Origin of the sequence: Sediminicola sp. YIK13 (assembly GCF_001430825.1) — a bacterium.
In the GTDB taxonomy this organism is placed as follows: domain Bacteria; phylum Bacteroidota; class Bacteroidia; order Flavobacteriales; family Flavobacteriaceae; genus Sediminicola.
Genome location: NZ_CP010535.1, coordinates 3,364,066 through 3,378,939 on the forward strand (window position 1 = coordinate 3,364,066; position 14,874 = coordinate 3,378,939).

The following is a 14,874-nucleotide window of genomic DNA, read 5'->3' on the forward strand; positions in this document are numbered from 1 at the left end:
CCATCTTCAATGCCCCTTTAATCATATGAGTTAAAAAATGGGGCAAATTTTCTATTTCTTAGAGAATTACAATGTCGCATATGAGTCATTAATAGCTTGCGATAGAGTTAATAGCTATAGATTTTAGTGTTAGGCGTATTTGAATAATCCACAACCGTTTGTCGAAAATATTCTGCCAATTTAAAATTTTAACTTATATTTAAGTTTTTAAGAAAATTTTCGTTGTTTAAATATTTTGTTCCCTTTTTTATGTGCTGTGGAATAGCCTTTTCCCAATCTGTGAATTTTGACCAATTGGGCAAAGAAAAATTCTTGAGGTACAATGGGGGTGTAGCCGCAAATGCGGTCTATTATGATGGTGCTGCCAATAGGCAAGCATTGACGTATTACCTGACAGGTAATTTAAATTTTAATATTGCTGGTTTGTACAATGTGCCATTTTCATTTACCTATTCTAATCAGGAATTCGATTTTCCAAATCCCTTTAAATTCAATAGGTTTAGCTTCAATCCTTCCTATAAATGGGCAGCTGCCCATCTTGGAGATGTGAGCATGACCTTTTCTCCCTATACTTTAAGTGGACATCAATTTACAGGAGCAGGGGTAGATCTTACTCCGGAAGGTCCTTTTCAGATTAGTGTCATGTACGGACGGTTTCTCAGAGCCACAGAATATAATCCGGAAGCACCACAAGGTTTAACGGCATATCAACGTATGGGTTACGGATTAAAAACGGCCTATGAGTTTGAGAAAGTAAAATTAGGACTCATTTTCTTTAAAGCGAAAGACGAAGAAACTTCCCTGGAGAATCCGATACCCGTGGAATTGGGATTAGCACCAAAAGAGAATGCGGTGGTATCCTTTGAGTCCGAATTCAAGGTTTTTGAAAAGGCTCAAATCCGGATAGAATACGCCATTTCAGGAGTAACGGAAGATAGTAGATTAAACGAAGAAAGGACCGAAAAAGGGCTATTGTCCTTTGCCCTAAACGAAAATATAAGCACCAATTATTACAATGCGTTAAACGCCTCCTTCAATTATCCCGCAGGTAATGGATCTTTAGGAGTGGGATATGAGCGCATAGATCCGGATTATAAAACATTTGGCGCCTATTTTTTTAATAATGATCTAGAAAATATAACCGTAAATGCCAACCAGACCATATTTAATGGAAAGGTTAATCTGAGTCTAAGTGCGGGGGTGCAACAAGATAATTTGGACAATGCCAAATCCTCGGACCAACAGCGGATCGTGACCGCCATTAATGTAAATTATATAGCATCAGATCGCTTGGGTCTAAACGGGTCATATTCGAACTTTCAGTCGTACACCAACATCCGTGACCAATTTGATTATATCAATCAAGTGGGTCAGTTTGATAATGTAGATACGCTCAACTACCGGCAAATTTCCCAAAATGCCAATTTGGGTATCAATTACATCCTAAAGCAGACGGATACAAAACAACATACCACCAACTTAAATTTGGTCTATCAGAATAGTAACAACCAACAAGAAGGGGAGACCATTGAAGGAGGACTTTCTACTTTCTATAATGGTACGGCGGCCTATACTCTGGGCTATCCCCAGGAGGCTCTTAGTATTTCCTTGGCGGCAAATACCTCCTATAATACCATAGGGGATGAAGATAATCTTACGGTTGGACCAACGCTGGCTGTTGGGAAACAGTTTTTTGACAAGAAATTACGCACAAACCTCTCCAGTTCCTATAACACTTCTTTTAATAATGGAGAGCAACAGGGCAGTGTTTATAATTTTAGATTGGGTAGTAATTATGTTTGGCTGCAAAAACATAATTTGAGTCTTAATATACTTACACTTTTTAGAAACACTACCACGGCAAATACCACCGATGTCACTATCACTTTTGGGTATAGCTATGCCTTCGATAATTTTAGGCTCAATCTTGATCTTCGTGGCCGCAATGCCAGTGCCAATGAGAATACCATCAGTTTTAGATATAGAAATGTAGTCTACAGCGGAACTATTTCCAATATCAACAATCAGCTGTCCACCGTTTTTGGAAGTAGTCAGTTTACTTCTATTCCATTGTTCAAAAAAGAAGAACTGGTGATGCTCTTGACTATCGTTAAAAAACAAGAGAAGGAAGAAGCCTACAATGAAAATGCGCTTATTTTTTTGAAAGCCTTATATGAATACGGAGATTTTCAAGCGGTTTATAACGAAGCGCTTTTCAGTGCCATTCAAAAAATAAAACGTGACATGCGCAAAATCGATGTGGTTTTAGAGCAACTATTTGTAGATCAGAAATTAAAGGTAGATGAACATCCGTTGCACCAAAAAGAAATTACTACTTCAGTAGACAGGGAATTAGCAAAAGGGTATAAAGAGCTTTTAATATTACAGCAGGATAGATTGGAAAAACTGGTAGGGCACCGTTGGATGGAAAAGCAATTTTCAGAGTTTGCTGGGATCCAGTTTATAGAAGAACCCACAGCATATCTAAAGGAATTCAAGGAAGGCGTGTTGTCCAAGGCCTACAAGGATTTTGATACCAATGAAGATATTGTCCGATTGGAAGAACTATTGGAAAATGAAATCATAGACTTTTATTATAAAAAGTCGCTCAATACGGTAAATCCAGAGACTTTTGAATTGAAATACATTAACAAAAATTAGCGAATGAAGAGACTATTACACTGTCTTATAGGATTATGTTCATTCATCTTTAGGAAGGTTTTTCAACTTTCCTGGGGAAGGAAAAACTTCTTCCGTGTTTTCGTTTTATGGGCTTTATTGGTTCTTGGAAATTACACTTTAGTATCGGCCCAATCTTTTCCCGTACAGGTAATACCGCAGGCAATTCCCCCTGCACCAATTTATTTTAGCAGTTATTCAGATGCCAGTACTAGTAGTAGCCCGTTACGGGTCCAGGTTGTGCTAAATGACTTCACCATAACCAATAGGGAAGTTAGGCTAAAAGCTTATTTTCAAGGTAATGGGATTTCTTTTCAGAGTAATGATATTGTAGTTGGGGCGCCAACACTCTTTTTGGAAGGCGGGATCCCCCTGACCCTTACCAATATGGAATTGGCGCCTTATTTTAGGTTTGAAAATATTACAGGTATCTCACCCAACGTCTATGGGCGGGCCATACCGGAAGGGGCTTATCAGTTTTGTTTTGAAATAATAGATGTGCTTTCGGGCAACCGCTTGTCACAAAAAAGCTGTGCTACCACCGTTATCTTTCAGAACGAACCCCCATTTTTGGTATTGCCTTATAACAAGACCAACATAGAAGAACGCAATCCCCAGAATATAGTGTTCCAATGGACGCCAAGGCAGCTCAATGTGAGCAATGTGGAGTATGAACTCAGTATTGTGGAGATCTGGGACACCTATGTGGATCCCCAAGCGGCCTTTCTGAGTTCGCCCCCTATTTTTCGCACAACTACCTCGGCCACCACCTATGTATATGGTCCGTCCGATCCGCTATTTCTATCCAATAAAAATTATGCCTGGCGGGTACAGGCCAAGGCGAGGCAAGGAACGGAAGAAATAGGACTCTTTAAAAATCAGGGATATAGTGAAATCTATTCTTTTAGCTATGCGGGAGTCTGTAGTTTACCGAGTGCTATAAACCATGAGGTTAAAGGCAGTACCAATGCCAATATTTTTTGGGACGATTTTTCTACGGATGTTCCAGAGTATACAGTGCGCTATCGCAAAAAAGGAAACGACAATGAGTGGTTTTTTAATAAGACCACTTCCAACACCACTACGCTGTGGGACTTAAAGGCTGGGACGGTTTACGAATACCAGGTACAGAAAAAATGTGTGGTCACTCAAAGCGATTGGAGTATAGTAAAGCAGTTTACCACGTTTATTGCCGATGATGAAGCCAGTGTGTATGAGTGCGGCATTACGCCCGACTTTAGTTTAAGCAATACAGAACCCTTGCCCAGCATCACGGTGGGGGAGCAGTTTACCGCGGGAGATTTTCCCATTAAAATATTGGAGGTAAGTGGCAGCAATGGCAGGTTTACCGGAAAGGGCTATGTGACCATCCCTTATTTGAACAGTATTAGGGTAGGGGTAGAATTCACCAATGTGCTGATCAATACCGATAAACAAATGGCCGAAGGAACGGTCATCACCATGTACGACCCAACTCTGGGGAATATTGTTGATGTGGATGCGGCTATTGAGACGGTTACTAATGCCTACGATGCTGTGGCAGATCTGGGGGATACGGTTGAAAATATTTTAGAGGATGTTTTCAATAGAAAAAGTGAAGCAAATGAATCTACTGATGAAGAAGATTCGACTGAAGAATCAAATGATGCACAGAGTTCAAATGCAGACAATGAGTCTCAAAATGAAACAAATTCAGATTCAGGCGCGACTCAATCTCCTGGAGAAAGCACCTCAAATTCAAATTCCGGAACAAATGAAAATTCAGATCAAGCAGGAGATTCTTCTAATAATGCTGGAAATTCAAGTGTTTCTGTAGAAAACGAGGATGCCCTAATTTTCTACAATGGTAATAAATACAAGCATGGGGATGTGATAGAAATAAATTATAAACGTGATTTAGAAAGGCAGCAATTTGAATTATTGAACGTTTCGAAAGAGGCAAAAGTAGTATGGAGTACCCATGCTAATATGGATGATGTAGTTGCTTCGAGTTCCGCAGGCGATGGATTGAAAACTAATCTGGATTTAAAAGAAAGGGAGTATTTAGCATTGGAATCAGAATATTGGTCAAGAGGAAATAGCAATCCAGATGAGACTTCTAAAAAAATAAGGATTGGAATAAAAGTTTTAAGAAAGGAATTCGATTTAGTGGAACTTTATGCCAAGCACAAGGAGAATCGTATTGCAAAATCTGGTCAAAAGCTCTATTTGTTGGATGATACGGGATTAACTGAATCCTCTAAATATAAAGAAGTCGCATATGGAATTAAGATAAGTCCAGATTTAAATAAAAATGAGATAAATGATTTGAATCTTGAATGGTATTATGGTCCAGAAGATCATCTTCCAAAAGACAAGGCTAGATTAAATATTTTTAGAAATATTAGATTAAATGAATCTGAAGTCACAACCACGGTGAGAGCGGGTTATCCCACTGCTATCGATAAAAGTATAGACGTGGTTTGGTTTGATAGTGATTTTCAAAAAAATGCATTTAAAATTGGTAGTAGTTCAAATAAATTTTTGAAAGATGCATTGGAATTGACAAATCAATCAGAGAGGCTTTCTAAGTACTTGGAAAAAATACCGTTTATTGAAAAAATTAATAAAGATGATTTGTCCTCCAAAATAGGTTTCTACTTTGATATAATGCCTTGGCAACAGCAGACTGAAAATTTTGAAGATGAGGGTAGTAGATTATATTATGAAAGGAAAATTACAACAGGTGGTTTAGATTTAGGCATCAATGGTAAGGTCCAGTGGACTGTATGGGGTTTGCCATATGATAAATTGCCTTTGCCTGATTATATTATAGATGTCGCAAAAGAGGTCTTGATTATGGAGGTTTACGTTATAGCCAAAGCCCAAATAGGAGGAGAGTTAAAAGCGGAGCTTGTAGAACGAAAAATGATAGAGCAAGAAAAATGGGAGGAAGAATCAAAAAGGATTGACCCCGCTTTGATAAAACTAAATGTAGAATTGGGTGCTGGGGCTGAAATAAGTTTATTAAAGAGCAACGACTACTTCTCAATTTCAGGAGAAGCAAAGGGTATTGCAAAAGCTGAATTAATGAGCTTGGGTTGGCAAAAAGGAAAAGAATTTGATGTTTATATTCTAAGACAAGGAGTTTGGATGGACATTTCGGCAAATGCATATGTGAAATTACTAGGAAAAAAATTAGAGGCTACGCCATTTTACAAGAAAGTGCAGATAATAGATAAACCAAATTGATAGTGAAACTTTTTATATACACCTTATTATTATTCTTTAGTATTGGAGCTGTAGTTTCAGAATTTATTCATGATTATAAAAGTTTTAAATTAATAAAATATAGCTGTAAATCCGACAAGTATTTTATTAAGGAAAAATTTTACTTCACTCATAAATTACCAGGAGATAATTCAGAAGGATCTCAAGGAGAATGGGTGTATTACGGAAATATTAAATCTTCAGGTAAGGATGGAAGTATTAGAGGATGGATAAAAGCGATGGAAAGTAAATGGCATTTTGATGAAAAACTTCAGCAGTATTATTTTAATATTTGGTATTGTCCAGATCTTAATATTATACTAGATATTATAGAAGGTGATATAAGTGATTCTAATAACTCCTCTTTTCAAGGTTGGATGATACAGTCTTGGTTTAGAGCCATAATGTTCATTATGGCAGTGCCATTAACCATAATAGTTTATAAAATTAAAAAGTCAAAAAAAAATGAAATTTAAATTTAACATACTTCTAATTTTTGGGATTAATTTTTTAATGGCTCAACAAACCAATATCGGTTATGTGGTTGAATATAATCTACCCATTAATGTGGAATATACAGTGTACTCACCGCCACTTAGGATCAATAAAGTGGAAACAATGGAAGAAATAGACTATTCAAAGATAGAAGGTTTATTACAGTCCTATCTTTCTGCTTCAAATATGGAATGGGTACGAAATGAATACCTATTGGATAGCGTTCTTATTGGGAGGGATCAAGAACATTTTGATGCTGTCAAGAAGGCAACATCGGAGGATTATATACAAATTGAAGCCACATACAAATTCGGTCTTGAGGATAAGAAAATGGCTTATGTGAAATATTCTTTCATTTTTGAAAAACTACCATTCCCATTTATTGCCGTTCTATCAATGGAGTACGTAAATGAACGTTGGTATTTAAGTAATATTTTAAACCAAGGAGCAGTCTATGAGTTGTTGGGGAAATTTAAAGTGCCATTTCTAAAAGATTTCTTTACTGGTAAGTCTAGTACTGAAACTTGGGACTCTATTATTCAAAATTCTAAAAACAGGAATAATTTACCAGAAATCACGATGTTATTTAATAATCTAGAAAAATTAAAAATTTCTAACAATAATTTATATAAAGAGGTGAGAGATGAAAGATTGATTTCTCAGGATGTAAATTTTAGAAATGCCAAGTTAAATTCTAAACAGGAAAAAAAATCTTTCAAATTATCTCATCCATTTATATATGATAACATAAGGTTTCAAAAGTATAAATCTAATGAGGCTGATTTAGTCAGAAATGAAGAAACAGAAGAGAAATATTCAAACAGCCCTGAACTTACTTTATTATCAAATATACCTATTCAGCTTTTAAATAAAGTAATAGTTTTCAAGGAAAATAAAGAATATCATGTTATTAAATACGTCAAGAATAATGCAAAAGAAGTAGATGTTGTTTCACTGAACAATGGAATATATTCTATAAAAAATGGGGAAGAAATAGAAAATATCAATGAGCTCGTTTTAATCTGTAAACCTGATTTTTTAGAAAATATCTTACAGGATGATATTCAAGAAATGAGTGACTTTATAAAAGGTAGTGATGGCGGAATTAATATTGACTTGGTGCTAGCTTATATAAATGAAAATAGATCATCATTGAATAGTTTTTTAGATGAGTAAAAATGAATAAACATTGGGGTGTTTCATCCCGCTAGCGCGAGCGTCACGCTCGTGCCTGTAACAGTAAGAAATGAAATGATTAAAAAATAAGATGAGCAGAAAATACCAACCATAACCAACAATTATGATTAAAAACTACCTATACATTTTACTACTATTGTGGACTTGCCTCTTGTGGGCCTCTCCAAACAATTTCTCTACAAATGAAGAGGTTCCAACTTATAGGAGTAATGATGTTTGGGTAGCTACTAGTACATCTATTGGGTTGTCGATCCCTGGTGACTCTACAAAGACCAAGTCGGTAATGCAGCAGCAATTGGTCAAGTTGCAGCAATCTGCTCTTTACAACACTTCTATTTTTGGAATTAAAAACAATCTCACTGCTCCCAAATTAATAGAAGAAACAAAAACCTATAGATCCTTCCCCAACCTAGATCAGAAGCTAAAAGAAAACAACAATTTTAAGGTTCCTTTTATCAACCGAGCTCCGGAATTCAATCAGGCATATTTAAAAGCCCATTATGCGAGTAATCCAAAAGTGGATACTTTGGTGAGTCAGGCTAAAAGGGCATTTGAAGCGGTTAAAAAACTTGGGAATTTTGTAGATATCATTACAGGGAAAGAGCTCCTCCAATTACCGGTTGGCCTCAGTAAAAAAGATTCTACCTCTGGGAATACCGTGCAACTTGCTATTTCCCAAGTAAAATTCACACCTCAGTATGCTGAATTTAAAGCCTGGGCAAAATTAACCATTCCAGAAAAGGCCAAAGATTCCACACCGGAACGCAATCTTTATTTTGGTGCCGAAGGGATCAAACTCTCCCACGATGGTGCCCTTCTTGGCGATATGAAACTGGTACTCTTGGGCAATCAGGCCATTCCCATGAATGGGGACAATTGGTTGCTAACCTTAAAAGGGGGGATAGATTTAAAAACTGGTGCCTTAGGTGACCAGTCGTACGTAGAATTTGATTGTTCTGGATTAAAATCTATTGGCTTAGAAGGTGATCTCCGCATTTCCCGAAATGTATTGCTACCCATTACCAGCGGAGGCAATTATGTGTGTGGGGATAGTAGGGACAATCAATACCTAAAGGATACAGAGAATGTAGTTAACAACAAATGTTATGTAGGGGCTTCCTTTAGTATTCAGGCCAATGGTTGGAATGATATTCTACTAGATGTAACCCTTCCCAAATTTGAAGTGGTAGGCCTAAAAGGTTGGGGCTTCAATGTAAAACGGGCAGTATTGGATCTCAGTGATAGCAAGAATGCCTCAGGCATAAAATTTCCAAAGGAATACAGCGCCATATATAGTAATGCAGACAGAAAGTTATGGCGTGGGTTCTATGCCAAGGAAGTCAGTGTAATGCTGCCCAAGGGCATCGAAAAAAACAATGCTCCGGAAGGTCGTGTAGAATTTGGCGCCAAAGATCTGATTTTGGATGGCCAAGGAGTGTCAGGAACTTTTTTTGGTGAAAATGTGTTGAATGTTGGGGAAGGCGCAGCGGGAAAATGGGCCTTTACCGTGGAAGATGTTAGCATTACCCTAGCGATGAATTCCCTCACTGGCGGTTCCATGGGTGGCGATATTTCTGTTCCTATTTTAAAGGAACCTATGGAGTACAAGGGATATATAGATGTTAATGGCTACGGACTGGAAGTAGGGAGAAAAAGTGATTATAAAGCCCCGGTGTTCTTAGGGGAAATACTGTTGGAGCGAAACTCCAAAGTGGGTATTGATGTGAAAGAAGGGAATGTTTACCCCTATACCAATCTTACCGGCCAACTATCGGTCATAGGAAAAATAGGACTCAAAGACGGGGAGGAACCTCCTTCCAAGGAAGAACTGGAAAAAGATAGTAAAGCGTTTACCTTTCCAGGGATAAAATTCGAGGAACTAAAACTGGAAACGGAACCAGGAAAAAAGCCCATCAGTACGAAATCTTTTGGTTTTACAGGGGAAATGAAACTGATGGGCTTTCCCGCCTCGGTTTCGGATCTGGAACTTATCACTCCTGCTGACCAATTGGGTCTTTCATTTGACCTCACTCTTAATTTGGATGGGGAAGGATCCCATGCTACAACGAGCATGGCCATTTTAGGCCAGTTGGACAAAGGGGCGGCTATTCAGCATTGGAAATTTGAACGGGTTAAGGTTGATGGAATTAAAATCGACTATGAAAAAAGTGGGGTTGCCCTCAAAGGAGAATTGGAAATCATGGAAGACCATAGCTGGTATGGAGATGGTTTCAGGGGTGATATTACGGCAACCATTAAGGAGCTTGATTTTAAGGCTAGAGGGAAGGCTATTTTTGGTAAAAAGGAGTTTAGATATTGGAATGTGGATATCTGGACAGATAACAATAGTGCCTCCTCCAACAGTAAATTATTGATCAATGCTTTTGTGGGAGGGGTATCCTACAAAATGAAAAAAATAAGGGGCAATGGAGATGGTTTTTCTCCATCCTCAGCAGTATACAGGCCCAATGAAGCTTATGGCCTAGGACTTAGGGCGGGAGTAAAAATAGGTGCACCCAATCCGGATACCTTTAACGGAAAGGCCTATTTGGAAATGGAATTCAATACCCACGGAGGACTTAATAGGATTGGCTTTACTGGGGAAGGGGCCATGATGGCCAGTGAATCATCTGAGGGAACAGAGGAGCTTGGAGAACTTTCCAAGATGGAAGAAAAGATCAATGAGTTTGCGGAAAAGAATCCAAAATTAGTGGAGCAGCTCGCCAAGCATGGGAACTACTTGGAACTTTCCAAAGAAGCTATTCCTGTAAGGGATGTGGCCTCTTCGGGTAAAATCGGAGTGTATATAGGAATAGAGAAAGATTTTGTCAATCGCACTTTCGATGGGGATTTTGAGCTCTATATGGATACCGAGGGAATCCGAGGGGGTGGCGATAACAACTTAGCTGGTTGGGCAAAAATCCATACTGGTCCCAACGATTGGTACTTGCACATAGGATCGCCACAACGAAGGCTGTCGTTAATTTTTGCCTTGGGAACTGAAGAATTGGAAGTAGGAGGGTACTTTATGACAGGGACAGAGCTTCCGTCTCAGTTAGATCCACATCCACAGGTAGTAAAAATTTTAGGTAGCGATATGTTAAATAACAATCGTCAAGAAAACCAATTGGCTGCAGGAAAGGGCTTTGCCTTTGGCTTAAATTTCGCTTACCGAAAGAATTATGAATTTGCCATTTTTTATGCTGCATTGGAAGCAGGTGCCGGTTTTGATGTCATGCATGCCTATTATCCAAATGCCAAATGTGTGGGTCGTCCCGGTCCAGTTGGTAATGACGGATGGTATTCCATGGGGCAGGTTTATGCCTATCTGTACGGGGAGTTTGGAGTAAAAGTGAACCTGGTATTTGTCAAAGGAAAATTTCAAATCGCAGAAGCTGGGGTGGCCGCTATGTTACGTGGGCAGTTTCCAAACCCTGTGTATGTGCAGGGCTATGTAGGGATGTACTATAATATTTTGGGAGGACTGGTCAAGGGGCGTATGCGCCTTAAAGTGGAGATGGGGGAAGAGTGTGAGCTCGAGAATGTTAACAATGCCGTGGGGGTACCCATGATATCGGATATAACACCGAGGGATAAGAGTGATGACATATCTGTCTTTGCTGCCCCCCAAGCTATATTTAATTATGCTGCCAACAATGATTTTACGGTGGACCTGGAGGAGGGTAGAAGAACCTTTAAACTGCAGTTGCAAAACTTTAAGGTCACTTCGGAAGGAAAGGAACTGAAGGGAAGCTTGGAATGGAGTGACACCAATGATGCGGTTACCTTCAAACCTTCGGAAACCCTGCCCTCGGAAAAAGAGGTGAAAGTTGTGGTGGAAGTCAGTTTTGATGAAAAAATAGGAGGCTCCTACCAGACCATGGTGGATAACGGCAAACCGGTCATTGAAAAACTAGAAGCTATTTTTAAAACAGATAAGGCCCCAGACTATATTCCTTTGGAAAATATTGCCTACATGTATCCTCTACTGGACCAAAAAAGCTTTTATCCGGAAGAATACGGGAAGGGGTATGTGAAGATGAAGACCGCCCAACATTATTTGTTTGATAGCGGCTATGAAATGCGTGCCGAATTTGTATCCAATTCAACCGGTCAGGGTGTTCGGACCAATTTGTCCTATGATAGGGGGAAAGCCACAGTTTTCTATGATATCCCTGATATGGTTATGAATGCGCCTTATGGTCTTAATTTAATGGCATTCCCACCAGGAGCTGAAATACAAACAGAGATTGTTACCGTAGAAACCGATCTGCTGGTTGATGATGAAGGCGGGGACACCAATTGGTTTGATTTAGCCTCTAATACACAGGAAAAAGAAACGATAAACACTTCGGGAAGTGCGGTGGTTTCCAATAAAAAGGCGGCAAATATCACTATTTCCAGTGGAGCTCCTAAATCCATTTTGGAATATGCTTTTAAAACGAGTCAACATCCTACGTTTAAAGATAAAATTCGCGATTTGAATGTCATAGATAACCTGACGAATTTTATTTATGCCGATGTTCATTCCCTCTCCATTAAAGTGTCAGATTATGAATATCTGGAAAAGATGGAAATAATGGGAGGCAGGTATACCGAGTCCAAGCCTTTGATTTATGCTCAGGCCATGTTAGACGATTCCTATTACAAAAATAAAATCTACCCCTTGTTGTACGAGAATTATCCGTTGGATGGGGATATCAGGGTAAATAGAGAGGAAGCATTGTTGGGAGTTCCCCCAATTCGCTCCTTTTATATTGGTCAGGAATATCTAAATAATTTGGATAATAATCCCAATTCTGCATGGGTGAAAAACAGGATCCCATTTGTCTATAATCTGCCGTATCAGTATAAATCAGATATGATTTATCTAAGGAATAGGATAGTAAACAGATATACCAGCACTGGAGGGGATCAAGCCAAATATGATGCCTACAAATATTTAATACAAAGCTCCTTTCCAGCCTTGCCTTTGGGAACTTTTAAGGCGCAATTAATTTATAGGACTCCTGGGGATTTGTACCAAAAAGGGTATGAAATAAAGTATAAGAATGACTAAAAGTAGTGGGAGATATTCCAACAATAAAAATAAGAAAGTGAAATACATAATTGTCATATTGTTTTTAACGCTAAATGTCATAAGGGCCCAAGAAGCTCCAGCCGTTCAGGTAATTGCAAGATCCTTACCGGAAAGGGTATTATTAAGGTGGGCTGTGGATGAACCGAGTGCTTGGAAAAAGGCAAATGAATTTGGATTTTTAATAGAACGGCATACCATTTCCCGCAATGGAATTGCCGTAATACCAATTGAAAAGGAACTATTAGTTCCAGTTCCCTTAAAACCAGAACCCTTAGAAGCTTGGGAAGCATTGGCAACGCAGGAACAAAATGCCACCATCTTAGCTCAGGCTTTATATGGGGACAGTTTTGAAACCTCTGTTCCGGGAAGTGCCATGGGCAGTATCTATGCTGTAAACGATGAGTTGGAGCAGCGCTTTACCTTTGCCCTTTTGGCGGCTGAACAAAACTATGAGGCGGCCAAGTTGGCTGGATGGGCCTTTGAAGATGCATCAGTGAAGGCCGGTGAAAAGTATTTGTACTCTATATCAGTGGCCATTCCTGAGGAGATGACTCTTACTATAGAAAAAGGTAGTGTTTATGCAGGTCCAGAATTATATGAAGAATTACCAAAACCAATTGGCTTAACATCAAGTTTTGGAGATGGTTTAGTAACGCTGGATTGGAATTTTGATCTCCTAAAAGGTATATATACCAGTTACTTTGTTGAGCGTTCCAAAAACGCTACTAGCTTCGAGCAGTTGAACGGGGTTCCTATTTTTAGTGCGCAGGAATCTAATAACACCAAAGAAATATCCTTATCCTACACGGATTCCATTCCCAATAAAATGAATTATTACTATCGCATTAAGGGAAAAAATGCTTTTGGAGAAACAGGACCTAGTTCGGAAGTGGTTTCTGGCATGGCAGAACAAAAGTTGGAGTTTACCCCCAGAATTTATAAAAAGGAAATTCCCACTGACGATGAAGTAGTCCTTTTTTGGGATTTTGATCCCAAGGGAAATGATCTTATTTCAGGTTTTGAGGTAAGGCAGTCCACCAGCAATAAAGGCCCTTTTGAAACAGTAAAAAGCGCTATAAAAGCTCTAGATAGGGAAACAAGGATATTGGGGCTAAAACGTGTCAATTATTTCACGGTGGTTGCCATGGGTAAAAACGGAGTGGAAAGGGAATCTTTCCCAACCCTTGTACAGCCGATAGATTCGACCCCACCAGCCCCACCAATAGGCTTAAAAGGGGTGATGGATACCACGGGAATCATTAAGTTGGAGTGGACTAAAAATCTTGAAGAAGATCTTAGAGGCTATCGGATTTTCAGATCAAACAACCAAGAGCTCGAATTTAGTGAGGTCACACAAACGGTGCTAAAAGGAGAAAGCTATACGGATACGCTTCAGGTGCAGAATTTGAATCGGGAAGTATACTATAAAATCACAGCCGAAGACCAGCGATATAATCGTTCAAAATTCTCTAAGGTATTGATGGTGGCAAAACCAGATATTACGCCACCATCTCCGCCAGTATTTAAGAATTATCTGGTGACGGAGGCAGGGATTCAGCTCAACTGGATTCCTAGTAGTAGTGAAGATGTTGTGGCCCATGCCCTCTACCGAAAAAGGGGAGATGATAAGGATGCCTTATGGGAGCAACTAATGGAAACCAAAAAAATAACCGATTCCACCTATCTAGATACGTCTGTAGAACAGCGGGGAGTTTATAATTATACCATGGTTGCAAAAGATGGGGGAAGCTTGGAGAGTACTCCCATAGAATCCTTATCGGTAGTCTGGCAAGGTAAAAGTTTGGATAGGGAGGATCTTAAATTTTCTGGGATGGTAGACCGAGAACTCAGATTCATCAACCTTTCGTGGAGAGTCAAGGACCATGAAGTCCTGGAGTATAGATTGTACCGGGGCGAAGGGGAAGATGGATTGAAATTGTACAAAACCCTGGAAGGTACTACCAAAGGTTATAATGATGTGGATTTAGAAATTAATACCAATTATACCTATGGGCTGCAGTCGGTTTTGAGCAGGGGGCGGACATCAATGATCCAAAAGGTTAATTTAAAATATTAGGGTATGAGGAATCGTTTATTAATTATTATAGTCCTCTGTTTAAGTTTGTATAATGTCCAAGGGCAAATAACATATCATCTTTCAACGGAAAACACTT

The 14,874-nt window shown here is 39.0% G+C and carries 6 protein-coding genes; all 6 read left to right on the top strand.

What is annotated here, in order from left to right:
- The first annotated feature begins 249 nt into the window (after nt 1-249).
- The 6 genes from SB49_RS14915 (at nt 250) to SB49_RS14940 (ending at nt 14,777) form a co-directional block, all read left to right on the top strand.
- Nucleotides 250-2,661, top strand: a complete 2,412-nt coding sequence (locus SB49_RS14915) for a hypothetical protein (protein WP_062058233.1) — start codon at nt 250-252, stop codon at nt 2,659-2,661.
- Nucleotides 2,662-2,664: 3 nt separating this feature from the next.
- Nucleotides 2,665-5,910, top strand: coding sequence for a fibronectin type III domain-containing protein (locus tag SB49_RS14920; RefSeq protein ID WP_062058236.1), 3,246 nt, complete (start codon nt 2,665-2,667; stop codon nt 5,908-5,910).
- A gap of 2 nt (nt 5,911-5,912) precedes the next feature.
- Complete coding sequence (locus SB49_RS14925; protein WP_145758405.1) at nt 5,913-6,404, top strand: hypothetical protein; 492 nt, start codon at nt 5,913-5,915, stop codon at nt 6,402-6,404.
- Nucleotides 6,394-7,599: a hypothetical protein gene (locus tag SB49_RS14930; protein WP_062058242.1), complete on the top strand. Its 1,206-nt coding sequence runs from the start codon at nt 6,394-6,396 to the stop codon at nt 7,597-7,599. The genes SB49_RS14925 and SB49_RS14930 overlap by 11 nt, the downstream gene beginning before the upstream one ends.
- Before the next feature lie 124 nt (nt 7,600-7,723).
- Nucleotides 7,724-12,679 carry a hypothetical protein gene (locus SB49_RS14935; protein WP_145758406.1) on the top strand — a complete coding sequence of 1,652 codons (4,956 nt, stop codon included), beginning with the start codon at nt 7,724-7,726 and terminating at the stop codon, nt 12,677-12,679.
- A gap of 37 nt (nt 12,680-12,716) precedes the next feature.
- A complete protein-coding gene (locus tag SB49_RS14940) occupies nt 12,717-14,777 on the top strand; it encodes a fibronectin type III domain-containing protein (protein WP_145758407.1) in 2,061 nt (686 codons plus the stop codon).
- Nucleotides 14,778-14,874 lie beyond the last annotated feature (97 nt).